The 24,770-nt window shown below is 40.0% G+C and carries 22 protein-coding genes; 10 read left to right on the plus strand and 12 right to left on the minus strand.

Features of this window, described 5'->3' with window-relative positions; all coding sequences use genetic code 11:
* The first annotated feature begins 114 nt into the window (after window positions 1-114).
* Window positions 115-3,024, plus strand: a complete 2,910-nt coding sequence (gene rapA, locus AVFI_RS01345) for an RNA polymerase-associated protein RapA (protein ID WP_188863555.1) — start codon at window positions 115-117, stop codon at window positions 3,022-3,024.
* Window positions 3,025-3,086: 62 nt separating this feature from the next.
* Window positions 3,087-3,824 carry a bifunctional tRNA pseudouridine(32) synthase/23S rRNA pseudouridine(746) synthase RluA gene (gene rluA, locus AVFI_RS01350; protein ID WP_054775575.1) on the plus strand — a complete coding sequence of 246 codons (738 nt, stop codon included), beginning with the start codon at window positions 3,087-3,089 and terminating at the stop codon, window positions 3,822-3,824.
* 50 nt (window positions 3,825-3,874) lie between these two features.
* Here rluA and AVFI_RS01355 read toward each other — a convergent pair whose 3' ends face one another.
* The 4 genes from AVFI_RS01355 to argR all read right to left on the minus strand — a co-directional run bounded on the left by AVFI_RS01355 (window position 3,875) and on the right by argR (window position 9,012).
* The gene (locus tag AVFI_RS01355) at window positions 3,875-4,312 is read right to left on the minus strand and encodes a universal stress protein (RefSeq protein ID WP_011261090.1); all 438 of its coding nucleotides are present in this window, start codon (window positions 4,310-4,312) and stop codon (window positions 3,875-3,877) included.
* A gap of 51 nt (window positions 4,313-4,363) precedes the next feature.
* Window positions 4,364-6,940: a TRAP transporter permease gene (locus AVFI_RS01360; RefSeq protein WP_188863554.1), complete on the minus strand. Its 2,577-nt coding sequence runs from the start codon at window positions 6,938-6,940 to the stop codon at window positions 4,364-4,366.
* A gap of 295 nt (window positions 6,941-7,235) precedes the next feature.
* Window positions 7,236-8,210, minus strand: coding sequence for a TAXI family TRAP transporter solute-binding subunit (locus tag AVFI_RS01365; RefSeq protein ID WP_005417296.1), 975 nt, complete (start codon window positions 8,208-8,210; stop codon window positions 7,236-7,238).
* Window positions 8,211-8,541: 331 nt separating this feature from the next.
* Window positions 8,542-9,012 carry a transcriptional regulator ArgR gene (argR, locus tag AVFI_RS01370; RefSeq protein ID WP_005417299.1) on the minus strand — a complete coding sequence of 157 codons (471 nt, stop codon included), beginning with the start codon at window positions 9,010-9,012 and terminating at the stop codon, window positions 8,542-8,544.
* A gap of 273 nt (window positions 9,013-9,285) precedes the next feature.
* Here argR and mdh point away from each other — a divergent pair, with 273 nt between their 5' ends.
* Entirely contained in the window at window positions 9,286-10,221 is a 936-nt protein-coding gene (gene mdh / locus AVFI_RS01375; RefSeq protein ID WP_188863553.1) for a malate dehydrogenase, read from the plus strand.
* Window positions 10,222-10,300: 79 nt separating this feature from the next.
* On the opposite strand, the gene ispB is transcribed toward mdh, so the two are convergent.
* On the minus strand, window positions 10,301-11,272 hold the full coding sequence (gene ispB / locus AVFI_RS01380; RefSeq protein WP_054775576.1) for an octaprenyl diphosphate synthase: 972 nt from the start codon (window positions 11,270-11,272) through the stop codon (window positions 10,301-10,303).
* Window positions 11,273-11,548: 276 nt separating this feature from the next.
* Here ispB and rplU point away from each other — a divergent pair, with 276 nt between their 5' ends.
* The 6 genes from rplU (at window position 11,549) to folA (ending at window position 15,433) form a co-directional block, all read left to right on the plus strand.
* The gene (gene rplU, locus AVFI_RS01385) at window positions 11,549-11,860 is read left to right on the plus strand and encodes a 50S ribosomal protein L21 (protein WP_005417305.1); all 312 of its coding nucleotides are present in this window, start codon (window positions 11,549-11,551) and stop codon (window positions 11,858-11,860) included.
* A gap of 17 nt (window positions 11,861-11,877) precedes the next feature.
* On the plus strand, window positions 11,878-12,135 hold the full coding sequence (gene rpmA, locus AVFI_RS01390; RefSeq protein WP_005417307.1) for a 50S ribosomal protein L27: 258 nt from the start codon (window positions 11,878-11,880) through the stop codon (window positions 12,133-12,135).
* Between the two features lie 236 nt (window positions 12,136-12,371).
* Entirely contained in the window at window positions 12,372-13,544 is a 1,173-nt protein-coding gene (gene cgtA, locus AVFI_RS01395; protein WP_005417309.1) for an Obg family GTPase CgtA, read from the plus strand.
* Between the two features lie 132 nt (window positions 13,545-13,676).
* Window positions 13,677-14,447, plus strand: a complete 771-nt coding sequence (locus AVFI_RS01400) for a threonine/serine exporter family protein (RefSeq protein ID WP_041941297.1) — start codon at window positions 13,677-13,679, stop codon at window positions 14,445-14,447.
* Window positions 14,440-14,931 (plus strand): threonine/serine exporter family protein, encoded by a 492-nt coding sequence (locus AVFI_RS01405; RefSeq protein ID WP_005417313.1) that lies wholly within the window; start codon window positions 14,440-14,442, stop codon window positions 14,929-14,931. The genes AVFI_RS01400 and AVFI_RS01405 overlap by 8 nt, the downstream gene beginning before the upstream one ends.
* A 22-nt stretch (window positions 14,932-14,953) precedes the next feature.
* Entirely contained in the window at window positions 14,954-15,433 is a 480-nt protein-coding gene (gene folA / locus AVFI_RS01410) for a type 3 dihydrofolate reductase (RefSeq protein WP_065624672.1), read from the plus strand.
* 274 nt (window positions 15,434-15,707) lie between these two features.
* Here folA and apaH read toward each other — a convergent pair whose 3' ends face one another.
* The 5 genes from apaH to lptD form a co-directional block, all read right to left on the minus strand.
* Window positions 15,708-16,523, minus strand: coding sequence for a bis(5'-nucleosyl)-tetraphosphatase (symmetrical) ApaH (gene apaH / locus AVFI_RS01415; protein ID WP_054775577.1), 816 nt, complete (start codon window positions 16,521-16,523; stop codon window positions 15,708-15,710).
* A gap of 72 nt (window positions 16,524-16,595) precedes the next feature.
* Complete coding sequence (gene rsmA, locus AVFI_RS01420; RefSeq protein WP_054775578.1) at window positions 16,596-17,414, minus strand: 16S rRNA (adenine(1518)-N(6)/adenine(1519)-N(6))-dimethyltransferase RsmA; 819 nt, start codon at window positions 17,412-17,414, stop codon at window positions 16,596-16,598.
* Entirely contained in the window at window positions 17,411-18,400 is a 990-nt protein-coding gene (gene pdxA / locus AVFI_RS01425) for a 4-hydroxythreonine-4-phosphate dehydrogenase PdxA (RefSeq protein WP_065597958.1), read from the minus strand. Before pdxA ends, rsmA begins: the two co-directional genes overlap by 4 nt.
* Entirely contained in the window at window positions 18,393-19,706 is a 1,314-nt protein-coding gene (gene surA, locus AVFI_RS01430) for a peptidylprolyl isomerase SurA (protein ID WP_005417328.1), read from the minus strand. Before surA ends, pdxA begins: the two co-directional genes overlap by 8 nt.
* Window positions 19,707-19,773: 67 nt before the next feature.
* Window positions 19,774-22,134: an LPS assembly protein LptD gene (lptD, locus tag AVFI_RS01435; RefSeq protein ID WP_069582064.1), complete on the minus strand. Its 2,361-nt coding sequence runs from the start codon at window positions 22,132-22,134 to the stop codon at window positions 19,774-19,776.
* A gap of 206 nt (window positions 22,135-22,340) precedes the next feature.
* Here lptD and djlA point away from each other — a divergent pair, with 206 nt between their 5' ends.
* Window positions 22,341-23,192 (plus strand): co-chaperone DjlA, encoded by an 852-nt coding sequence (gene djlA, locus AVFI_RS01440; RefSeq protein ID WP_005417332.1) that lies wholly within the window; start codon window positions 22,341-22,343, stop codon window positions 23,190-23,192.
* A 66-nt stretch (window positions 23,193-23,258) separates the two neighbouring features.
* Here the strand turns inward: djlA and AVFI_RS01445 are convergent, their stop codons facing one another.
* Together AVFI_RS01445 and leuD are read right to left on the minus strand one after the other, a co-directional pair.
* A complete protein-coding gene (locus AVFI_RS01445; protein ID WP_012532658.1) occupies window positions 23,259-24,038 on the minus strand; it encodes a DUF547 domain-containing protein in 780 nt (259 codons plus the stop codon).
* A gap of 126 nt (window positions 24,039-24,164) precedes the next feature.
* Window positions 24,165-24,767, minus strand: a complete 603-nt coding sequence (leuD, locus tag AVFI_RS01450; RefSeq protein ID WP_065597959.1) for a 3-isopropylmalate dehydratase small subunit — start codon at window positions 24,765-24,767, stop codon at window positions 24,165-24,167.
* Window positions 24,768-24,770 lie beyond the last annotated feature (3 nt).

Here is a 24,770-nt window from a genome sequence, read left to right on the forward strand (position 1 = left end):
TAACATTAGCGCCCTTTTGAGCCTTAACCTTTGCGGGTTGTCTATTCTTGGCTTTCGAAAAAATTCTCATTCCATATCTTATAAAACAAATTAATTTTGAGGTGCGTTACCACTATGTCATTTGCTTTGGGACAACGTTGGATCAGTGATACAGAAAGTGATTTAGGTTTAGGTACGGTAGTGGCTGTTGATGACAGAACCGTATCATTACTTTTTGCTGCATCAGAAGAAAACCGTTTATACGCAAAACACGATGCTCCCGTTACCCGAGTGATGTTCAATAAGGGAGATACCATTGAAAGCCATGAGGGCTGGTCACTTGATGTTGAAGACGTTATTGAAGAAGGTGGTTTATTAACTTATATCGGTACTCGAGTTGATACTGACGAAGCCAATGTGATACTTCGTGAGACGTTATTGAGTCATCAAATCCGTTTTAATAAACCTCAAGATAAATTATTTGCAGGTCAAATTGATCGTATGGATCGATTTGCTTTGCGTTTCCGTGCACTTCAAAACCAATATGAACAACACAAAAGCCCGATGCGCGGTTTATGTGGCATGCGTGCAGGATTGATCCCTCACCAATTATTCATTGCTCATGAAGTGGGCCGTCGTTATGCTCCACGTGTTTTATTAGCCGATGAAGTGGGCTTAGGTAAAACCATTGAAGCGGGTATGATCATTCACCAACAGGTGCTTTCTGGTCGTGCTGAGCGCGTATTGATTGTTGTACCTGAAACACTGCAACATCAATGGTTAGTTGAAATGATGCGTCGTTTTAACCTTCATTTTTCTATCTTTGATGAAGAGCGTTGTGTTGAAGCTTATGCAGATTCTGAAAATCCATTTGATACCGCACAGTTTGTTTTATGTTCTTTGGACTTTATTCGTAAGAGTAAACGTCGCTTTGAGCAAGTAGTAGAAGCTGATTGGGATCTACTGGTTGTTGATGAAGCACATCACTTAGAATGGAATCAAACGAAGCCTAGTCGTGAATATCAAGTTATCGAAGCGATTGCAGAAGAAACGCCAGGGGTATTACTGCTAACAGCGACACCTGAGCAATTAGGCCATGAGAGTCACTTTGCTCGTTTACGTCTATTAGATCCTGATCGTTTTTATGATTATGACGCATTCGTAGAAGAAGAACGTCAATATCAACCTGTAGCTGATGCAGTAACGGCATTAATGAGCGGTGAAAAACTATCAAATGATGCGAAAAACCGTATTACTGAATTGCTTTCTGAGCAAGATGTAGAGCCGCTATTTAGAATTATTGAATCATCAGCAGCTGAAGATGAACAAGCTCAAGCTCGCCAAGAATTAGTGGATAACTTAATGGACCGTCATGGTACGGGTCGTGTGTTATTCCGTAATACTCGTGCAGCTATTAAAGGTTTCCCACAGCGTAACCTTAATTTAATGCCAATGCCTTTACCATCTCAGTATGCTACGTCTATGCGTGTTGCAACCATGATGGGTGGACGCATGACGGATGAAGCTCGTGCAATGAAGATGCTTTATCCAGAAGAGATCTTCCAAGAGTTTGAAGGTGATAGTGCGACGTGGTGGCAGTTTGACCCGCGTGTTAACTGGTTGCTTGAGCTACTGAAAGAAAACCGTAATGAGAAGGTGCTTATTATTGCATCTCGAGCTTCAACGGCATTACAACTTGAGCAAGCATTACGTGAGCGTGAAGGTATTCGTGGTACGGTTTTCCATGAAGGTATGTCAATTATTGAACGTGATAAAGCGGCAGCTTACTTCGCACAAGAAGAAGGCGGTGCACAGGTATTGATTTGTTCTGAGATTGGTTCTGAAGGTCGTAACTTCCAGTTTGCTAATCAGCTTGTTATGTTTGATTTACCGTTTAACCCTGACTTACTTGAGCAACGTATTGGTCGTTTGGATCGTATTGGTCAAAAACGCGATATTGAAATTCATGTTCCTTACCTACAAGGTACATCTCAAGAATTGCTTGCTCGTTGGTTTGATGAAGGTTTGAATGCCTTTGGCGAAACTTGTCCAACAGGTCGTGCTGTTTATGACAAATTTGCTGATGCAATTATTGCTATCTTAGCAACAGGTAAATCTGATGGCTTAGAGTCATTAATTGAAGAGTCGGCTGCATTAAATAAAGCGCTAAAAGCACAATTAGAGCAAGGCCGTGACCGTTTATTAGAAGTTCATTCTAATGGTGGCGATAAAGCGAAAGAAATTGCAGAGCAAATTGCGGCAACCGACGGCGATACAAATCTTGTTAATTTTGCATTAAACCTATTTGATACCATTGGTTTAAACCAAGATGATAAAGGTGAAAATGCCATTGTTGTCACTCCAGCGGAAAACATGTTGGTATCAAGCTACCCAGGTTTACCTTATGAAGGTTGTACTATTACGTTTGACCGTGAAACAGCGCTTTCTCGTGAAGACATGAACTTGATCAGTTGGGAGCACCCAATGATTCAAGGTGGTATTGATCTTGTTTTAACCGAAGGGGTAGGGGCAACAGCGGTTTCTTTATTGAAGAATAAAGCATTACCAGCAGGCACTTTATTATTAGAACTGGTTTATGTAGTAGATGCGCAAGCTCCTAAACAGAGTGGTATTGCTCGCTTCTTACCTAAAACGCCTATTCGTATCATGATGGATGGTAAAGGTAATGATCTTTCTGCTCAGGTTGAATTTGAAAGCTTTAACCGTCAGCTAAGTCCAGTTAATCGTCATATGGCGAGCAAGTTGGTTAATTCGGTTCAAAAAGAGATCCATGGATTAATCGATAAAGCGGAAATTAGCATGGAAGAGCGCTTAGAAAGCGTTCGCACTGATGCTGAAAAAGAGATGAAAGCAGCACTTAATTCAGAGCTTGAACGTTTACAAGCTTTGAAAGCAGTCAACCCAAATATTCGTGATGAAGAGTTAACTCAAATTGAAACTCAAATGAGCGAACTATCTGGTTATATTGGTAAAGCACAAGTTCAGTTAGATTCATTACGTCTAATTGTAGTGAGCCATAATTAAGTAACATCATGCTCTCTGAATAATGGTATGTTTCAGAGAGCATGCCTATAGTGAGTATAAGCATGGCAATGCTGGAATATTTACCACCCCAAGATCCGTGGATAGACATTGTTTATCAAGACGAATTTATTTTAGTGGTAAACAAGCCATCTGGTTTATTATCTGTACCTGGCCGAGCTCCTGAGCATTACGACAGTATGTGGAGCCGTTTAAAGGTTGAATTCCCTGATATTCAAGTTGTACATCGTTTAGATATGTCTACGTCAGGGTTAATGTTGTTTGCGATGAATAAATACAGCGAACGTCATTTAAAGAAACAGTTTCAGTACCGTCTAACGCATAAAATTTATTATGCGCGAGTATGGGGAAACATTGAGCAAGATGAAGGTGAAATTGATTTACCTTTAATTTGTGATTGGGAGAATAGACCAAAACAGAAAGTGTGTTTTGAGCATGGCAAACCTTCTCAAACTCGCTATCAAGTTGTAAGACGTGAAGAGAAAACGACGATTGTTCGGTTGTTACCGATCACTGGGCGCTCTCATCAATTACGTGTACATATGCTATCGATTGGGCATCCGATTGTTGGGGATGAGTTTTATGCGAATGAGGAAGCGAAAAATTTCTCTTCTCGTTTGGAGCTGCATGCGGCTGAATTGAGCTTTTACCATCCAAAATCGGATTGGGTTCGCTCTATTTTTGTCCCTTGTGATTTTTACCCTGAAGCACAAGAGATGATGTTCTCTATTTATGATCCAATAAGAAAGCTACCAGATTATAAAACATTGAAATCATCTTAATAAAAAATCAGTTCGAGATGAATGTCTCGAACTGAATCTTTTCATTATGGTTAGCCTTGTGGCTTTACAACCATGACATTGATTGGTGAGTTTTCAACAACTTTACTTGCCACCGAACCAAGCATCACCTTATCAATTTTTGAGCGTTTGTGACTTGGCATAACAATAAGATCAGCACCTAAGCGTTCTGCGTAATCAAGAATTGTGACATAAGGTTTTCCTTCTGACACATGAACTCTATATACGACTTCCTCATCAACAAACTTCGCAGCAAACTTGTTTAATTGTTCGGATACATCAGCTTTCATTTGCTTTGCCGCATCTTTCGGAAAGTATGTAGAGACCATAGACATATGAATCCCCGGCAATACATTTAAAAGATGCAGCTCTGCATTTGATTGTTTTGCATGCCAAACCGCTAATTCAACGGCTTTATCTGCAAACCCTTTTTCGTTTAAATCTACTGGAACCAAGATCTGTTTATACATATTTTTATTACCTAATTTGGGGAGATGATACTCCCCATAGATTCCATTCAATTATGCCGCTAAGTTATCCTTTTTTGCTCGGCGACGTTGATTTAAGCCTAATGCCAAAAGTAGTAGTAGAGTTGGAACAAATACCCACTCTTTTAATGGACGATCTGCATCAAGGACAACTTGTTTGATTTCCCAATCAAAATCAATACCAGATGCTTCAGCAGGACTTCCAAACTCAACCATATCGACAATCATTTTGTTGTCGACTTCAGATAGCATTAGCCCCATTGAACTGACTCGTTCTTCACCTGTAATAGCTCTCTCATCAAAAGGTAAACGAACAGTTTTGTTTATGATGTCACCTTCTAGGTTTTCACCACTCACTTGTAATTCCAGTGATTGTCCTATATTTAGCCCTTCTGCGATTTGAGCAATCTCAATTCCTTGGTGATAATCTTTTGCTGGATACAATTGATCCCACCAGTACCCCGGACGGAATAAAGAGAAAGTAATTAACAATAAAAGAGCGGTTTCCCACCATTTTGTTTTAGTAAACCACCAACCTTGTGTTGCTGCAGAAAAAGTAAGCATAGCAATGATCGATGAAATAACCGTTAATGCTAGGTGCCACCATGAATCAATCCCCATTAACAATAGTTGAGTATTGAAAATAAACATAAATGGCAGTATTGCAGTACGGATATCATAGGTAAAACCTTGGATACCTGTTCGTATTGGATCGGATTTCGCAATCGCTGCTGCTGCAAATGCAGCAAGACCTACTGGCGGTGTATCATCCGCTAAAATACCAAAATAAAAGACAAATAAATGAACAGCAATTAATGGAATGATTAATCCATGAGCAGCACCTAGTGTCACAATAACTGGAGCCATAAGGGTTGATACAACAATGTAATTTGCTGTTGTTGGTAATCCCATACCAAGAATTAAACTGATCACCGCAGTAAATAACAGCATTAATATGATGCTACCGCCAGAAATAAATTCTACGAAATCAGTCATAACAAGGCCGATTCCCGTAAGTGTTACTACACCAACAACCGTACCAGCTGCTGCCGTTGCAACACCGATACCAATCATGTTTCTAGCACCTGATACTAGACTTTCTAGTAAATCATCAAATCCTTGTTTTACACTTTCGAACATATCGTCATCTTTAGTAAAAAAGCTGATTAATGGTCGTTGAGTTAACAAGATAAAGATCATAAATACTGATGCCCAGAATGCAGATAGACCAGGAGAAAATCGCTCAACAGTCAAACACCACACTAATACCACGATAGGTAATAAGAAATGCAAACCTGATTTGATTGTTGGACCAGGATCTGGCACTTCAGTTAACTCTTCATCAATTGCCATCATGGCATGTTCTTGATATTTAGCTGAAATACGAATTAAGCCAACATAAGACAGCAGCAATGCAATAGTAACAATTGGGGTTGCTGCATCTCCAAAGACACCTTTTGTCCAACCGATACCATAATAAACAGCAGCACTAATAATACACAAACCAAGAATGGTTCCTGTAAAAGAGAGCAAACTTTGAACGAGTGTTGGGTTATGACGACGTGGTAAACCTTTCATACCTGCTTTACAGGCTTCAAGGTGGACAATATAAAGTAATGCGATGTAAGAAATAAGCGCTGGTAATAAGGCCGCTTTAATTACTTCAACATATGAAATACCCACGTACTCCACCATTAAGAATGCCGCAGCCCCCATAATAGGTGGTGTTAATTGACCATTCGTTGATGCTGCAACTTCAACGGCACCCGCTTTTGTTCCTGGGAAACCAACACGTTTCATTAGTGGAATGGTGAATGTGCCTGTTGTTACAACATTGGCAATAGAAGACCCTGAAACTAAACCTGATAAACCTGAAGCAACAACCGCTGCTTTTGCTGGGCCACCTTTCATATGACCGAGTAGAGAGAAAGCCACTTTAATAAAGTAAGCACCAGCACCTGCTTTTTCTAACATGGCGCCAAAAAGTACAAATAAGAAAACAAATGAGGTTGATACGCCTAAAGCAACACCAAATACCCCTTCAGTTGTTAGCCATAAGTGAGACATCGCTTTATTTAAGCTTGCACCTTTATGAGCAATAACATCTGGCATATGTGGACCAGCAAAGGTGTATAGAAGAAACACTGCTGCCACAACCATGAGTGGTGGACCTAATGCTCGTCGAGTTGCTTCAAGTAGTAAAATCATACCGGTAACAGCAGCCACAATATCAAATGTGGTTGGCGCACCAGAGCGACCTGCAAGTTCGGTATAAAAAATATAGATATAAGCAGCAGCGAAGCTGCCTAATAAAGCCAGAACCCAATCAATCGTAGGAATACGGTCTCTTGGTGAGTTTTTGAGTGCAGGGTAAGCGGTGAATGCTAAAAAAATAGCAAAAGCTAAGTGTATAGATCGCGCTTCTGTATCATTAAGTATGCCGAAATCAAAAATGAACGGTAAAGGGGAGGCATACCAAAGCTGGAATAAAGACCAACATAGTGGAACAAACCATAAAATACGGCCAGATAATCCTTGCGGCGAACGAGCCCCGGTATCAGATTGGGCCACCATTTCTTGCACATCTTGTGACGATGAAGATTGCGTCATGTACCTTTCCTTAGTGATGGTCGAATTTAATACTCTTTCAATTAAGTATTAGGTTTCCGAATATAGCCAATGTATAGGCCAAAAAAGCTGATCTTTAAATCCGTTTATCGTTATAACCATCGTATTTATTTTTGTTATAGCTTACTTTTTTAAAGTGAAGTTTGAACATTGAATAATAAGATAGCTATTACCAATTGAGCGGTTGGTATTATTATTGTCCGTTTAATAGAAAGATCAGAAAGTAGAGCGAAGAATAAAAGAGGCCATATGACCTCTTTTACCTAAAGAAGTGTTTCTATTTTAGTAGGCCGACTTCTTTGTAGTATTTCACTGCACCTGGGTGTAGTGGGATAGAAAGACCTGCTTTAACCATGTCTTCTTTTTTCAACGTTGCAAATGCAGGGTGTAAACGTTTAAACGTATCAAAGTTTTCAAATACCGCTTTTGCAACACTGTAAGCGACTTCATCTGAAACATCTGATGTAGTTACCATTGTCGCCGCTACACCAAAGCTATTTACATCACCTGTAGTACCACGGTACATACCTGCTGGCACAGTACTGTATGCATAGTAAGGATTGTCCGCTACGATCTTATCGATTTTAGGTCCAGTTGCTGAAACCAGTTTTGCATCACAAGATGTTGTCGCTTCTTTGATTGATCCATTTGGGTGACCAACCATATAGATGAATGCATCAATTTTATTATCACAAAGAGCTTGTGAACGTTCAGAACCTTTAAGTTCAGAAGCTAGCTTGAAGCTGTCGTTTGTCCAACCCATCGCATCCATAACAACTCCCATGGTTGCACGGTCACCAGAACCTGGGTTACCAATGTTTACACGCTTGCCTTCAAGATCAGCAACATTGTTAATGCCTGAGTCAGTACGAGCTATGATGTTAAAAGGTTCTGTATGAAGAGAGAACATCGCACGCAGTTTTTTGTAAGGACCTTGAGCTTCAAATTTACTAGTACCGTTATAACCGTGGTATTGCCAATCTGACTGTACAATACCAAAATCAAGCTCACCTGAGCGGATCGTATTTACGTTGTAGATTGAGCCGCCTGTTGATTCAACAGAACAACGAACATTGTGTTCTTTACGATCTTTGTTGACTAATTTACAGATTGCACCGCCTGTTGGGTAGTAAACACCTGTTACAGAGCCTGTACCAATAGTTATGAATTCTTGGGCACTCGCAGTTCCCATACCTGCAGTCATCATTGCCGCAGCTACAGCAGTTGCTTTAATTACATTTTGTAATGCCATGTTATTCCCTTCCTTTATTATTTTGTTTCTTATCACGCCACCTAATGAAAAGTATAAGATAAAAAACAGTATTTATTCACTTCATCATAAAGTGTTTTAAATTTCCTGTTACAGAAATGGCGTCCGAATGATAGCAAATTAACACAAGCAGTTTAAATTGATGTTAAATAAATTCTATCAAAAATGTGAAATAAACAACTATTGATAGAGTTATTTGTTGAAGCTTTTATCTAATTTAAGCGGTTTATGGCATGTTTAGTGTGGTTAATGAGAAGTGCAAAAATAGGGGAAAGCACTTTATAAGGGCATAAAGTGCTTAAAATTTTGAGGATTAAACTGAGTATTCAAATAAGTCACAAACTGAATCAAACAGTTCAGCAACTTCAATATTACGGGTTGGTGTAATAAAGATAGTATCGTCACCTGCGACAACACCTAAGATGCCTTCCGCTTTACCTAAAGAGTCAAGTAAGCGAGCAATTAGTTGCGCAGCACCAGGGCCAGTATGAATAACAACTAATGCATTGTTGTAATCAATATCCATGACAAGTTCACGTAAGGAGCTTGAAACAGTAGGTACACCAAGTTCAACAGGTAGGCAGTAAACCATTTCCATTTTTGCGTTGCGTGTACGCACTGCGCCAAACTTAGTTAGCATTCGTGATACTTTGGATTGGTTAATATTATCAAAGCCAGATAGACGAAGAGCGTCAACGATTTCACCTTGGGAGCCAAATCGTTCAGCTTTAAGAATGGCTTTAAACTCTTTAACTAATAGTTCTTGTTTTTCATTATTTCGCATACTGTTTTGATTCTTTTTGCAATAATTCCTACTATTCTCGCATAATTATTTATTTATAACCAAGTCAAAATGGCAAATTTGTGAATAATTACCAGTGATTAATCGGTATCATTGGTAACGAATTTGTAGCACGGATCAGATGTCATTGCGTAAGGTCGCAAAGCGAGGAAAACTTCGTTGAATTTCCATTGTCCTTACTATAACGTCAGATTCAGTCTGAAAGTAAAATCTTTAAATAATAACAATATTCCTACCATATCAAGGAGAACGAACATGAAAGTAGCTGTTATTGGTGCCGCTGGCGGCATTGGACAAGCGTTAGCATTACTTCTTAAGAACCGTTTACCAGCAGGATCAGATCTTGCTCTGTATGATATTGCCCCTGTAACTCCGGGTGTAGCAGCAGATCTAAGCCACATCCCAACACCAGTATCAATCAAAGGATATTGTGGAGAGGATCCAACTCCAGCACTAGAAGGTGCCGATGTTGTACTTATTTCAGCTGGCGTAGCTCGTAAACCAGGAATGGATCGTTCTGATCTTTTTAATATCAATGCCGGTATTGTTAAATCGTTAACTGAAAAGATTGCGGTAACTTGTCCAAAAGCATGTATTGGTATTATTACGAACCCAGTAAATACAACGGTAGCGATTGCTGCGGAAGTACTTAAAAAAGCTGGTGTGTATGATAAAAATAAATTATTCGGTGTAACTACACTGGATGTGATCCGTTCAGAAACGTTTGTAGCTGAGTTGAAAGATAAAGATCCAGGCGAGATCCGTGTGCCTGTTATTGGTGGTCATTCAGGTGTAACGATTCTACCTTTATTATCTCAAGTTCAAGGTGTTGAGTTTACTGCTGAAGAAGTGGCTGCGCTGACTCCTCGTATCCAAAATGCGGGAACAGAAGTGGTTGAAGCTAAAGCTGGTGGCGGCTCTGCAACACTATCTATGGGTCAAGCGGCATGTCGTTTTGGTTTGTCACTAGTAAAAGCATTAAGTGGCGGGCAAGGTGTTGTTGAATGTGCTTATGTAGAAGGTAACGGTGAACATGCTCGTTTCTTCGCGCAACCAATTCTACTTGGTAAAAATGGGGTTGAAGAAATTCAATCTTATGGTGAGCTAAGTGCATTTGAACAAGAAGCACTAGAAAGTATGCTAGATACGCTAAGAGGCGATATCAAAATTGGCGAAGAGTTTGTTCAATAAATACTAGATATTAATTGAAAGAGAAAGGGGCAGATAGTTTAACTATCCTGCCCCTTTTTATGTTTGAAAAAATTGAGGATTATTTGCTACGTTTAACGGCTAAGTGCGCTAATGCTTTCAGTGCTTCTTTATAATCTGATTCAGGGAGAATGGCTAATTCAGCAATCGCTTTATCAGCTTCTTCATCTGCTTTTTGTTTTGTGTACTCTAAAGAGCCAACTTCTTTCATACAAGCAAGGATTGGCTCTAGTTTATCTAAACCATTACCATTTTCTATTGCTTCACGGATCATTGCGTTTTGTTCTTTATTTCCGTGCATCATGGCATGTAATAGAGGCAGTGTTGGTTTACCTTCTGCAAGGTCATCGCCTACATTTTTACCCATGTCTTCACCATCAGAGGTGTAATCCATGACATCATCAATCAGTTGGAAGGCGGTACCTAAATACTTTCCGTAATTTTGTAATGCCGTTTCAATTTCTTGTGGGGCATCGTTTAGGATCGCACCGATCTGCGTTGCAGCTTCAAATAAACGAGCTGTTTTAGAGTAGATCACTTGCATATAACTTTCTTCAGTCGTATTAGGATCGTTACAGTTCATTAATTGAAGGACTTCACCTTCGGCGATCACATTTACAGCTTCACTCATTAAACTAAGGATCTTTATGGATCCTAAGCTAGTCATCATTTGGAAAGAGCGGGTATAGATGAAATCACCTACAAGCACACTTGCTGCATTTCCGAACTCGGCATTTGCCGTTGCTTTACCGCGGCGCATGTCTGATTCATCAACAACATCATCGTGCAATAGGGTCGCAGTATGAATAAATTCAATAAAAGCAGCTGCCATTGTATGGTCTTTGCCTTCGTATCCAAGAGCTTTAGCAGATAAAATGGCAAGAACAGGGCGTAGACGTTTACCACCGCCACTTACAATGTAAAAACCAAGTTGGTTGATTAGCGCAACATCTGAGTTGAGTTGAGCTAAGATGGTCTCATTGACGATTGCCATGTCATCAGCCGTTAGGGCTTGAATAGCTTTAAAATCCATTATTCTTCCAGCAAGGTTAGGGCCTAAATCAGGCTAAATTATAATAAGTGATTAACTAAATAATACACTAAAATGGGCCTAGCAATACAGTCGAAAATTGTCTCCTTATAGCTTAATGAGCATGTCGGCGATCTTTTCATCATTTTTCTTCATTTTTGGGTTGTCAGATTGAAATGATTCGCGTAGAATCCACGCCCTATTGATGACAAGTTTAACGCACACCAAAATTGTTGAGTAAACAAAATATATGGTAGTGCGGAAGTAGCGGAGTAAAATATGTACGCTGTTTTCCAATCTGGTGGTAAACAACACCGTGTAAGCGAAGGTCAAACTCTTCGTTTGGAAAAATTAGACGTTGAGACTGGCGCAACAGTTGAGTTCGACAACGTTCTTATGATTGCTAACGGTGAAGAAATCACTGTTGGTGCACCTCTAGTAGCTGGCGGTAAAGTAACTGCGGAAGTAGTTCAGCACGGTCGTGGCGATAAAGTTAAAATCGTTAAGTTCCGTCGTCGTAAGCATTCTCGTAAGCAACAGGGCCACCGTCAATGGTTCACTGAAGTCAAAATTACTGGCATCAGCGCTTAATCTAAGGAGAATAACAAATGGCACATAAAAAAGCTGGCGGTTCTACACGTAACGGCCGTGATTCAGAAAGTAAACGTCTTGGTGTTAAGCGTTTCGGTGGCGAATCTGTTCTTGCAGGTAACATCATCGTTCGTCAACGTGGTACTAAATTCCACGCTGGTACTAACGTAGGCATCGGTAAAGACCACACTCTTTTCGCTCTATCTGAAGGTAAAGTGAAATTTGAAGTTAAAGGTCCTAAAAACCGTAAATTCGTTTCTATCGAAGCTGAATAATAACTTTTTAAGTTAATTCTAAAGCCCTGCCAATTGGCGGGGCTTTTTATTTATGGATAGTCACCAGTTAAACACTCTTCATCTATAATAAGAGTACTTAACTAGTGACTATATTAATATATACGTAGCGTAAAGATCATTGACGATCCAATCTTAAGGTCTCATTCTGGTCTACAGTAAATGAAGCCGTACTTAATTAATAAAATAAGTACCAACGCTACAGCTCGGAGAAGAAAATGAAATTCGTTGATGAAGCGACAATTAAAGTAGATGCAGGCGACGGCGGTAACGGCGTTGTTAGTTTTTGGCGTGAAAAATTCGTAGCCAAAGGTGGTCCTGATGGTGGTGACGGCGGTGATGGCGGCGACGTTTATCTAGAAGCTGATGAAAACCTTAATACATTAATCGATTACCGTTTTAATCGTTTTTATAACGCTGAGCGTGGTAAAAATGGTAGTGGTGGTAACTGTACTGGTAAACGCGGCGAAGACATTACGCTTAAAGTACCAGTAGGTACACGTGCGATTGATATTGATACCGGTGAGAAAGTTGCAGAACTAATGACTCACGGTATGAAGCAAATGGTCGCAAAAGGCGGTTGGCACGGCTTGGGTAACACGCGTTTTAAATCATCTGTAAACCGTGCTCCACGTCAAAAGACATTAGGAACAAAAGGTGAAGTTCGTGAACTTCGTTTAGAGCTTCTTCTTCTTGCAGATGTTGGTATGCTTGGTCTACCAAATGCGGGTAAATCTACATTTATTCGTGCGGTATCTGCTGCAAAACCAAAAGTAGCGGATTACCCATTCACAACCTTAATTCCTAGCTTAGGTGTAGTACGTGCTCGTGGTAATAAGAGTTTCGTTGTAGCGGATATTCCAGGTCTAATTGAAGGTGCTGCTGATGGTGCTGGTCTTGGTGTTCGTTTCTTAAAACACCTTGAGCGTTGTCGTGTATTGCTTCATGTAATTGATATTCTTCCAATTGATGGCAGTGATCCGGTACAAAATGCCCTGACGATCATTGATGAGTTAGAGCAATATAGTGAGAAAGTTGCAGGTAAACCACGTTGGTTACTGTTCAACAAAACTGACCTTCTATTAGAAGAAGAAGCAGACGAGAAGATCAATGAGATCCTAGAAGCATTAGCTTGGGAAGACCGTTACTTTAAGATTGCAGCAGTAAGTCGTACTGGTACTCAAGAGTTATGTGATGAGTTAGCTGATTTCATGGATACACTACCAAAAGAAATCCAAACAGAAGAAGAAAAAGCAGCGAACAAAGTTGACTTCATGTGGGATGATTACCACAAAGATGCAATGTCTGGTAAAGACGTTGTTACTGAAGACGATTGGGATGATTGGGACGATGAAGAAGATGACGGTCACGTTATCTATGTTCGTGACTAATTTGTTTTGCTCTCATTGCAGATAATAATGATAAAAAACCGCACTTGTTGCGGTTTTTTTTATTTAAATCATTAAACACTGAGTTGAAAAGATTAGAATAGATTTTTATTTAACGAATCATTGCGAATAAACATGGATGAGAAGCAAAGAGAAATATCCCGCTTAGTAGCAAAAGCAGGACAAATGTTATTACAACATGGGGCTGAAAGCAGTTTAGTCTCTGATGTTAGCCGACGCTTAGGGATTGCTGTAGGGGCGGATGATGTTGAAGTATCTTTATCAGCGAGTTCATTAGTTATTACAACGGTGATTAATGAACGTTGTATGACAACGACCCGTAGGGCGCCTGATCGTGGAATCAATATGCGAGCCGTTACAGAGATCCAAAGGATCTGCATCATGTCAGAGAAAGGATTGCTTGATAGACACGATGCAACAGTAAAATTAGAAAAAGTGAGCCCAGAAAGATACAACCGTTGGTTAGTTGTGGTTATGATTGGTTTATCTTGTGCTAGTTTTAGTCGCCTAGCTGGTGGGGATTGGGCAGTCTTTCTCGTTACTTTTATTGCTTCTGCTTTAGGTATGATTGTTCGCCAAGAAATTGGGCACAGGAATTTTAATCCATTATTAAACTTCGGCGTTACTGCCTTCGTTACCACTCTTATTTCTTCTCAAGCCGTTATCTACCATATTGGTAATACTCCTTTTTTAGCAATGGCTTCTTCTGTTCTGATGTTGGTTCCCGGATTCCCATTAATTAATGCCGTTGCTGATATGGTTAAAGGCTATGTCAATATGGGAACGGCTCGCTGGACGTTTGCGACCTTACTTACCTTGGCAACCAGTATTGGTATTGTTGGTGCGATGAATTTGGTTGGAGCGTGGGGGTGGTTAAATGGATAGTTTGTCTTTAAGTAGTGGATTGGCGTTATTTATCGCATTATTAAATGATATGTTTTTTGCCATGATCCCTGCGGTTGGTTTTGCTTTGGTATTTAATGTGCCTGTTAAAGCATTAAAATATTGCGCGATCGGTGGTGCGATTGGGCATGGTAGTCGTTTTTTATTATTGCACTTTGGTGTGCCATTGGAGTGGGCGACGTTATGTGCTGCCACAACCGTCGGTATGATTGGTGTTCATTGGTCACACCGATTTTTAGCGCACCCAAAAGTATTTACAGTTGCAGCATTAATTCCAATGGTACCCGGTGTTTTTGCTTTTAAAGCCATGATTGCTGTTGTTGAAATTAATCACCTTGGGTATTCCCCTGAATTATGGGCAATGATGATTGATAATTTAATTAAGACCTTATTTACGGTTGCCGCATTGGCAATTGGCCTTGCTATGCCCGGGTTACTGTTTTACCGTAGAAAGTCGATTGTTTAAGTATAGTGATTAAGGAATAACTGTGAAAATTAGCATGATAGCCGCAATGGCAAAGAATCGTATTATTGGTATTGATAATCAGATGCCATGGCATTTGCCCGCTGATTTCGCTTGGTTTAAAAAATGCACTATGGGTAAACCTATTGTCATGGGACGTAAGACTTATGAGTCGATTGGTCGTCCATTGCCGGGTCGATTGAATATCGTATTAAGCCGCGATGTCAACTTACAAATAGACGGAGTGACTTGCGTTACTTCTATTGAAGAGGCTAAACAAGCCGCTGGTGATATTGAAGAGCTGATGATTATTGGTGGTGGTTCAATTTATCAAGCGTGTCTTTCTGATGCGGATAAGCTGTATCTGACTTTTATTGACGCTGACATTAAGGGCGATACTCAATTCCCTGATTGGGGTGAGGGTTGGGATCAGACTCATTCTGAAACGTATTCGAAAGATGAAAAGAATCAGTATGATATGGAGTTTGTGGTTCTTGAAAGGTAAGAGGCTACACGCTGCGCTAACTAGAGACTAGAGACTAGAGACTAGAGACTAGAGACTAGAGACTAGAGACTATAAGAGCGTGTATAAGTAGCATTGTGATAAATTAGGTTTCAGGACGCTGCGCTTGCAGGGTTCAGGTTTACTCGCTTTTGATTTTCCTGAAACCTGAAACCTGAAACCTCGTTCTTTGCTCTTATAGTCTCTAGTCAGCGAAGCGCATAGCTCCTAGTCTCTGATCTTCCTCGTCCTTCGAGCGTAGCGTCCTCGCATCTCGTTACTGCTCTATCGCCTTCTGCGTAAAATATTTCCCATCATCAATACGATACATCGTCATATATTCGCCCCATACACAGCCTGTATCGAGCGCTATTACGTTATTTCCTTCATGACCCATCAATGCCGCCCAATGACCAAAAATCACTTTGTGAGAAAGGGGAAGACGATTTTCTAATTCAAACCAAGGCACGAGCTCATCACTATTAATATCTTTAGGAGGTAGCTTGCATTCCATATCCAAGCGTCCATCTAAGTGACAAAAACGCATGCGAGTAAAGGCATTAATGATATAACGATAACGCTCTATACCTGATAATGTTACATCCCATGTATCAGGGTGGTTTTCATACATGTTTTCGAGTAACCAAACCCATCTATCAGACAGTAATACGGATTCAACTTCACGAGCGCATTTTATTGCCGTTGGCATATCCCATTGAGGCGAAATGCCTGCGTGAGTCATTACGATGTCATATTCAGAATGAACAGCTAGCAATGGTTGATGGCGCAACCAAGTAAGCAGTTCTTCACTGTCTGGTGCGGTAAAAATAGGAGCGGTTTTGTCTTTTTCTTTAACGCGTGAAATGCCTTGAGATACAGCAAGTAGGTGGAGATCGTGGTTACCCAGAATCGTGATGGCAGCGTTACCTAATGATTTTACAAAGCGTAAGGTCTCTAATGATTTAGGTCCTCTTGCAACCAAATCTCCAGTTAACCAAAGTTGATCTTTTTCTCGATTAAACTCAACGCGTTCTAATAATAAAAGCAGTTCATCTAAACAGCCTTGAATATCACCAACAAAGTAAGTTGCCATGCCATTCTCTCAAAATATGATAAATATAAAAAAGGTGACCATAAGGTCACCTCAATTGAAATCAGTTAATGCTTACTCTGCACTATGATTTGCGTCTAACCAGTTCGCCATATTAACAAACTGCTCTAATGTTAGGTTTTCAGGGCGCATAGAAGGATTGATACCTAATTCTTCTAACTGCTCTTTAGTTAGCAATGCTTTATAACAGTTACGAACTGTTTTACGGCGTTGGTTAAAACCTTCACGACATACACGGTCTAGCCATTTTAAGTTTGTTGCTGGGTAAGGTAGAGTCTCGTAAGGAACAAGACGAACAACCGCAGAATCAACCTTCGGTGGTGGAACAAATGCTGTTGGTGGCACTTCTAGTACTGGCATAACCTTACAGAAGTATTGAGCCATAACCGTTAAACGACCATATGCTTTTGTACCTGGGCCAGCCGCTAGACGATTAACCACTTCTTTTTGTAGCATAAAGTGCATGTCTTGTACGTCTTTATGGAATTCAAAAAGGTGGAACATTAACGGCGTAGAAATATTGTATGGTAAGTTACCAAAAATACGCAGTTTGTTGTTTTCTTTGATTAGCCGAGTGAAGTCAAAGCGCATTGCATCGCCTTCATGAATCGTTAGTTTACTGCCCAATTCAGGGTGGTTACGTAAACGTTCAGCTAAGTCACGGTCAAGTTCAATAACCGTAAATTTATCTACTTCACGCCCAACAGGCTCAGTGATAGCACCAAGACCTGGACCAATTTCTACAAGGTTTTGGCCTGGTAGAGGGTTGATTGCAGATACGATTCCATCGATCACATAAGGGTCATTTAAGAAGTTTTGACCAAAGCGTTTTCTTGCTTTATGGCCTAAATGGACATCATTTCTTGTACTCATTTATTTTCTACCAGTTCTATTGCATGGGTAAGTGCGGTAATAAAGCTTCCTGCATCTGCTTTTCCAGTACCTGCTAATTCCAATGCAGTACCATGGTCTACGGACGTACGGATAAATGGTAAACCTAATGTAATGTTTACGGATTTACCGAAGCCTTTAAATTTTAGCACAGGAAGACCTTGATCGTGATACATCGCCAGTACCGCGTCTGCTTCTTGTAAGTATTTATCTTGAAATAACGTATCGGCAGGTAATGGACCGATTAAGTTCATTCCTTCTTGCTCACGTAATTCATCTAATGCGGGTGCTATGATATCAATTTCTTCGCGACCAAGACAGCCATCTTCGCCTGCGTGAGGATTTAATCCGCAAACAAAAATAGATGGGTTAGCAATCCCAAACTTTGTTATTAAATCTTGGTGCAAAATACGGGTAACTTGCTTTAAGCGATCCGCTGTAATTGCTTTTGATACATACGCTAGTGGGATGTGAGTCGTTACTAACGCAACTCGTAGCCCTTCAGTAGCAAGCATCATCACAACTTGTTGTGTATTTGATTGTTCAGCAAAAAATTCAGTATGGCCACTAAAAGCGACACCTGCTCGGTTGATTACCCCTTTGTGCACAGGGCCTGTGACCACGGCATCAAATTCACCATCCATATTACCTTGTGCAGCACGACGCAATGTTTCAAGAACATAGTGCCCATTTGCTTCATTTAGTTCACCGGCAATAACGCTAGAGCCTAACTCGATATCTTCTACGAGTAGTGTGCCCGCTTTATGACTAGTCGCTGCTAATTGAGCGTTATAATCTTCAATTTGGATTTGAATACCAAGTTGCGCAGCTCTTTCTGCTAAAACTTGTTTGCTACCACAAATGACAAGTTGATGAGGCCAGTCTTGTTGAGCAATAGCAATAACAAGATCTGGACCAATACCTGATGGTTCACCTGGAGTGATTGCAATGCGTTTAATGTTATTCATTGTCATCTTCACCATCGTCGTCTTGTAAGATTTCAACATAAGCACTCGCACGGATTTCTTGCAGCCATGCTCCGGCTTCTTCATTAAATTTACGGTTAAGAAGAATTCGGTATGCCTTGTTTTTCATCGCAGCATCAGTTCTATCAACTTGGCGACGCTCTAATACTTCAGCAATATGCCAACCGTGAACCGTTTTAAATGGAGCACTGATTTGGCCTACAGGTAGTGTTTCAACTTGGTGTTTAAATTCTGGTACGTATAAATCCGGTGTTTGGAAACCTAGTTCGCCATCATTTGCAGCAGAGCCTGGGTCTTGGCTATAACGTTGTGCCATATCTGCAAAGGTTTCTTTGCCTGATTTAATATCATCGATGATCGTATTTAATAGACGTTGTGCACCTTCATCACTCATGATTACTGAGGTTTTGATTAGAATATGACGCGCATTTACTTCTGTTACAGCAACCGTTTCAAGGCCTTTTACATCATCAATTTTTAATATATGGAAACCAACGCCTGAACGGAATGGACCAATAATACTGTTTTTACCTTGGCCGGTAATTTGGTCTGCAAAGATAGTTGGCATTTCTTCTTTACGCATCCAACCCCAATCACCACCTTGTAAAGCTTTTGGACCTTTCGAGTAGGTGTAAGCCATTGTCGCAAAATCAGCACCTTGCTTTAATCGCTCTGTAAGATCTTCAGCTTGTTTCTCTAATGCTTCTTTATCTGCTTGAGTTGCGCCATCTTCAACTCTTAGCTGAATATGGCTGATTTTGTATTGAACTGTTGCTTGAGTTTCTTCTGCAAGTAGCTGAGCAAGACTCTCTACTTCTTGAGGAAGAATATTAATACGGCGACGTACTTGAGCATTACGAGCTTCACTTGCTGCGATTTCTTTACGAATTTGTTCGCGGAAATTGGCATAAGGAAGACCTTGAGCTGCGGTTTTTTGTTGTAACTGCGCCAGTGTCATGTTGTTTTCTTTTGCGATGTCATTCAATGCAGCTTCAAGGCGAGTATCATCAATACGAATACCCATTTTTTCAGCTTGCTGGCTTTGAATCGTATCAACAATGAGTTTCTCTAGTACCTGTTCACGAAGGACCGCTTCATCAGGAAGAGGTTGCCCCTTTTCTTGTGCGTTAATTTTTACTGTTTTTAATGAGGTATCAATGTCGCTTTGTAGTACAACTCCCTCATCAACGATCGCAACAACACGATCAAGCTCAACAGGAGCAGCATGCACATTGATGGTTAGCAGCAATAAAAGTGTGCTAATCAGTGGGAATTTCCAGTTTTTCATAGTGTCATCCAAGAGTAAGGAGAATGAAGAGCCTTAGAGTGTTGGCTCTTCATGTATTTCCATATAATTAATTATTTAGATAGAACGGGCGACCGTAGTCTAAGGCGTTATTTGCAGAGCCGGATGTAATTCCCGTATTGTTACCTAAGCCACGAATAGCAATAGAAAGCATTAAGTTACTTTCGTATTTTGGCTCATAAGAACCAATAGGTAACGCAGGATCATTACTTGGAGCGATTAATTGATCGCTGTAAGTTAATCCGAATGACCAACAATCGCTTAGATAAGTTACGCCTACTAACGCTTCAATCATTTGATCTTCTTTTGTATCGTGGAAATATTGCCCTTTAAGAGCCCAGTTTTTCCCTAGATTATATTCGCTTAAAAGACCGGCTTGATAGATACCGTGCTGCGTAATGAGACTCAGGTCATCTTCAAAGCTAACATTACTTTCGATGTAGTTTTTACTTACATAACGATAGTTTGCTTGGATATAACCCTTTGAAAAACGATATTCAAGCGTGCTGTTGGCTACTTGAAGTTCACTTACATTTGAGTCGTATTGAATACCACCATGATAAAAAAGGTAATCATCATAGTTAAAATCACTCTCCATTGCCCATGCAGATGAGTTCTTATTATCGTTAGTATCGTTAATAGTTCCTGAACCGTTCAAATATAGAATTTGTCCAAATGAAACATTCATTCGCTCTTTATATGAATCATCATAGAAGCGAGAGGTTGCACCAATACTAAATTGGTTTGCTGCAGCAATATAATCGACACCACTGTATTGACGATCTCTAAATAAGCCATAGTAATCCAACTGCAATTTACTGCTGTCATAACCACCTTCGCCACGGCCACCATAGATGGCACTTTGATCTACTTCTGGAACATAAAGATATTGTACTTTTGGTTCTAAGGTTTGTAAGTACTCACCTAAGAACTTATGAGTACTATCGAGGTAAATGGCCCCGTTAATACGAACCTCAGGAATGGTTCTTTCTGTTTGTTCTTCTAGATCAGATAAAGCAGCATACTTATCATCAAACTCTTGTGAGTAATAAGTGTAAAGTAAGCTAGCTTCAGGCGTGAGCGACCACCAAGTTGAGCTTAAAGGTAAACTCAGTTTTGGTTCCATATGAACACGTGTTGCTGATGGTTTACTTGGGTCATCAGTTGTAAATTTACTGACATGGCTGTGCAGCGTAAAGTCGAGTTCTTTATAAAACTGTGGTGCATAATAGTTAAACTCAACCTGCGGCATTAAGCGATACGGGAAGCTATCATCAACTAGTACTTGGAAATCACGTACACGCATGGTCATATCCCAATCTTGGCTACGATAAGAAACTTCACCAGATTGTTGTAGTTGACCTTCGTCACGAGTACCAATATTTGAGTTAAGATCTTGGAAGTAATCAATATCACTTACTTTTGAATACTCAACATCAAATTTCCAGTGTTGTTGATAAATACCAGAATGATCCCAGCTAACACCCCAACGAGAACCTTTGTCTTTGAATTTGGCATCTTCATTTAAGTATTCAACATCAACAGTACCTTTACCTAACTCAGTTAAGTATCGGAATTCAGCTTCTAGTTGAGTACCACGTCTTTCCATATAGTTAATGGTCGTGGTTGCATCGTAATTTGGTGCAATATTCCAGTAAATAGGAACCGAAAGTTCAAAACCATTTTTACTATCAAGACCAATGCTAGGGATCAATACACCGGTTTTACGAGTATCGCCAACCGGTACAGTTACGTAAGGTAAATAGAAAATAGGTACATCAAGTACTTCAAAACGAGCATTATAGAATGTTGCCCATTCATCTGATTGGTCTAACTCAATAGCGCTTGCTTTAAAACGCCAGCTATTATCATCAGCAGGACAGGTTGTAAAAGAGGCGTCTTCTAATTCGTAAATTTCTTGACCTGTCTTTAATACGCGTCCAGCTTGCCCACGAATTGGCTGACACGACATTTTATACGCCGTATTTACCATGGTTGTATCTTCAGTCGATAAGTTAGTGGTTACTTTATCTGAAGTGGTTCGCATCTCCATGCTTGAGTAATCAACATTACCTTCAGCAATCGCGATGTTTTCTTGTTGATGCAAAGTAATGCTATCGGCTTTAATTTCTTGTCGGCCTTTAATTATATGAACATTACCTTTATAAACGGCTTTTGAATTGTTGCTCGCTTCAACACTGTCTGCTTGAATTAATACAGGTTGTTGATCTTCTTCCTCTTTTGATTTTTTATCAGGGACTTCACAAGAGTTAACTGCATCAGTTTGCAGAGGAAAAACAATGCCATTTTCTGGAGATACAGGTTCACTACCATTATCAGCAATGGCAGGAGTGCCGTAAAGAAGGCATCCAGTAAATGAGGCAAGTAGGCTACGAGAAGTAAAAGACATCGAGTTAGACGTTCCTGTTTGTTATATTAATCCGCTGATATACTCAAAGATACTAGACAGAGTCACTTCTTTATAATAAAGCAAAAGCTATGCCCAAACCACCTTAAGATGTCGCGATCATTGATTAATCATTGTAAAGTGTAAGGCTCCATTTGCTCATGGTGTGACAGAGTAAAAATAGAAAAATTCATTAATTGGAATATAAAATGCAAATATTCGGCAAAATATTAGGCGGTTTTTTTGGTTTCCTATTTGGCGGCTTTTTTGGGGCTGCATTAGGGATCTTTATTGGCCATCAGTTTGATAAAGCCAAGCGTATGGCTAATAGTGGATTTACTTTCCAAACTGGCGGTGCATCTCAAACTCAGAGACAAGCTGAGTTCTTCCATGCGGCGTATGCTGTGATGGGGCATGTTGCAAAAGCAAAAGGTCAAGTAACACGTGAAGAGATCCAATTAGCATCAATGATGATGGATCGAATGAACCTTTCTGATGAACAAAAACGAGAAGCACAAGAAGCCTTTCGTGAAGGTAAAGAAAGTGATTTTCCACTACGTGAAACATTAAGAAATATCCGCTCAATTACAGGTGGCCGTTACGATTTATTGCAGTTCTTTTTAGAATTACAAATTGCAGCGGCGATTGCTGATGGTGATATTCATCCTAGTGAGCGTGATGTACTACATATCGTGGCTGAAGAGCTTGGATTTAGTGCAGAACAACTTGAAAAACGTTTGAGAATGCAAGAAGCTGCATTTCGTTTCCAACAAGGTGGTGGATTCTCTGGGCACCAAAGTGGTGGCTCACATCAACAAGGGCAATGGCAACAAGCAAGTTCTGCTAGTCAGTTAAAGGATGCATATAATTTACTTGGTATTAGTGAAGATGCAGATCCTAAAACAATTAAGCGTGCTCACCGTAAATTAATGAATGAGCATCACCCTGATAAGTTGGTAGCAAAAGGTTTACCGCCAGAAATGATGAATATGGCCAAAGAGAAAGCACAAGAAATCCAAGCGGCTTATGATTTAATAAAGAAAGAAAAGGGCATTAAATAGAGTCATCAAAGAAGTCATATGGGCATGTATTATGCCCATAGGAAGTATACTTATTTGAAATCAGGTTTATTGTTGATTTAATTTCCAGTTATAGTCATAACGAATATCGCCTTTGAATGGTTTTAATTCTGGGCGATATTTTTTTAGGTGCTCAAATAGCTGCTGTTGATTACCAAAATCAACAACAAACCAATCATAAATAGAAGAGAGTTGGACATTCTCTTCTTTAATTAAAACCCCTTTATCACTGTTAATGAATTCGCTTGCCGCTTTATCTAATAATTTATCGCTGTTTCTGGCAGTAAAGGCTTTAGGTTGTAAATTAGGACAGCCTAAACTTGCGCAATTTACAGCATAGTGAGTTCTAGGATCATTCCAAATCGGTCTTAAAATTCGATGCTCAATATCATTAAGAGTGAGTGCTTTTCCTGCAACCGTAATAATCTCTTCATCCCAAGGGCCAAAGCTGAATAATCCCCCCAGCTTGGTAATAGATTCAATTGGGTAATCCATTAGGATAAGTTTTACCGTAAGAGCATTGTAAAGGTTAACCCAATAAGCATATTGTTCTGATTTTTTATACTCTCTTGGGTCTATACGGCTCATTTGACGTAAATAACTATTGAGCGTTCGTTCATCCGCATCTGTGACGTGAGCATAGTCAAAAAGCGTGAATTCCCCTTTAGTAATAAGGTATTTATCTAATGTTTGCTGCCAGTATTGGTGAGATATTGTGGTGGCGTTTTTTTCATTACTTACGTTCCAGTAGCTCCATAATTCAGATTTTGGTGCAGCGAACGTATTGAATGAGAAAAGCAAAAGTAACGAGGATATAAAGGTTTTCATAAAGGGTTCCTGACTTTTGTTTTGGTTTAGTTATATGTGATTATAGATGACACTATTCTATAGACAAAAAAGAGGTTGATACGTTCATATCAACCTCTAACATTTCCTGAATACGAATCCTGAATCCTATTTTAAGAAACTCGGGATCTTCGCTTCATATTCCGAAATTTTATCGGCGTGTTGCAGGGTCAGTCCGATATTGTCTAAACCATTTAACAGACAATGGCGACGAAACTCATCAATTTCAAAAGAATACTGTTTATTGTTAGCGGTCACTAACATTACTTCTAAATCCACAGTAACTTCGGCGCCTTCGTTGCTTTCTACGAATTGAAATATCTCATCCACTTCAGATTCGGTCAGGCGAACTGGAACCATTTGGTTGTTGATTGAGTTGCCATAAAAAATATCAGCAAAGCTTGGTGCAATCATCACTTGGATGCCGTAATCAGCCAACGCCCAAGGTGCGTGTTCACGAGAAGAACCACAACCAAAGTTTTCACGGGCAAGTAGAACGGTAGCACCTTGATAGCGAGGTGCGTTCATGACAAATTCTGGATTGGGTTGCTCACCGGCATCATCAAGAAAACGCCAATCGTGAAATAGATGTTTACCAAAACCAATGCGATTTACTTTTTGTAGAAATTGCTTTGGTATGATGGCATCAGTATCAATGTTCGCCGTATCTAAAGGAACGACTAGACCTGTATGTTGCTTAAAACCTGACATAGT

The organism is Aliivibrio fischeri ATCC 7744 = JCM 18803 = DSM 507 (assembly GCF_023983475.1).
In the GTDB taxonomy this organism is placed as follows: Bacteria; Pseudomonadota; Gammaproteobacteria; order Enterobacterales; family Vibrionaceae; genus Aliivibrio; species Aliivibrio fischeri.

What these genes read in the sequence shown, in the direction of transcription:
- ispB (WP_054775576.1), bottom strand. Translation starts at nt 11,272, where the DNA reads ATGGATTTTAAAGCTATTCAAGCCCTAACGGCTGATGACATGGCAATC.
- rplU (WP_005417305.1), top strand. Translation starts at nt 11,549, where the DNA reads ATGTACGCTGTTTTCCAATCTGGTGGTAAACAACACCGTGTAAGCGAA.
- djlA (WP_005417332.1), top strand. Translation starts at nt 22,341, where the DNA reads ATGCAAATATTCGGCAAAATATTAGGCGGTTTTTTTGGTTTCCTATTT.
- rluA (WP_054775575.1), top strand. Translation starts at nt 3,087, where the DNA reads ATGGCAATGCTGGAATATTTACCACCCCAAGATCCGTGGATAGACATT.
- lptD (WP_069582064.1), bottom strand. Translation starts at nt 22,134, where the DNA reads ATGTCTTTTACTTCTCGTAGCCTACTTGCCTCATTTACTGGATGCCTT.
- AVFI_RS01405 (WP_005417313.1), top strand. Translation starts at nt 14,440, where the DNA reads ATGGATAGTTTGTCTTTAAGTAGTGGATTGGCGTTATTTATCGCATTA.
- rpmA (WP_005417307.1), top strand. Translation starts at nt 11,878, where the DNA reads ATGGCACATAAAAAAGCTGGCGGTTCTACACGTAACGGCCGTGATTCA.
- AVFI_RS01360 (WP_188863554.1), bottom strand. Translation starts at nt 6,940, where the DNA reads ATGACGCAATCTTCATCGTCACAAGATGTGCAAGAAATGGTGGCCCAA.
- cgtA (WP_005417309.1), top strand. Translation starts at nt 12,372, where the DNA reads ATGAAATTCGTTGATGAAGCGACAATTAAAGTAGATGCAGGCGACGGC.
- AVFI_RS01400 (WP_041941297.1), top strand. Translation starts at nt 13,677, where the DNA reads ATGGATGAGAAGCAAAGAGAAATATCCCGCTTAGTAGCAAAAGCAGGA.
- surA (WP_005417328.1), bottom strand. Translation starts at nt 19,706, where the DNA reads ATGAAAAACTGGAAATTCCCACTGATTAGCACACTTTTATTGCTGCTA.
- argR (WP_005417299.1), bottom strand. Translation starts at nt 9,012, where the DNA reads ATGCGAAATAATGAAAAACAAGAACTATTAGTTAAAGAGTTTAAAGCC.
- rapA (WP_188863555.1), top strand. Translation starts at nt 115, where the DNA reads ATGTCATTTGCTTTGGGACAACGTTGGATCAGTGATACAGAAAGTGAT.
- mdh (WP_188863553.1), top strand. Translation starts at nt 9,286, where the DNA reads ATGAAAGTAGCTGTTATTGGTGCCGCTGGCGGCATTGGACAAGCGTTA.
- AVFI_RS01355 (WP_011261090.1), bottom strand. Translation starts at nt 4,312, where the DNA reads ATGTATAAACAGATCTTGGTTCCAGTAGATTTAAACGAAAAAGGGTTT.
- AVFI_RS01365 (WP_005417296.1), bottom strand. Translation starts at nt 8,210, where the DNA reads ATGGCATTACAAAATGTAATTAAAGCAACTGCTGTAGCTGCGGCAATG.
- rsmA (WP_054775578.1), bottom strand. Translation starts at nt 17,414, where the DNA reads ATGAGTACAAGAAATGATGTCCATTTAGGCCATAAAGCAAGAAAACGC.
- AVFI_RS01445 (WP_012532658.1), bottom strand. Translation starts at nt 24,038, where the DNA reads ATGAAAACCTTTATATCCTCGTTACTTTTGCTTTTCTCATTCAATACG.
- leuD (WP_065597959.1), bottom strand. Translation starts at nt 24,767, where the DNA reads ATGTCAGGTTTTAAGCAACATACAGGTCTAGTCGTTCCTTTAGATACG.
- pdxA (WP_065597958.1), bottom strand. Translation starts at nt 18,400, where the DNA reads ATGAATAACATTAAACGCATTGCAATCACTCCAGGTGAACCATCAGGT.
- apaH (WP_054775577.1), bottom strand. Translation starts at nt 16,523, where the DNA reads ATGGCAACTTACTTTGTTGGTGATATTCAAGGCTGTTTAGATGAACTG.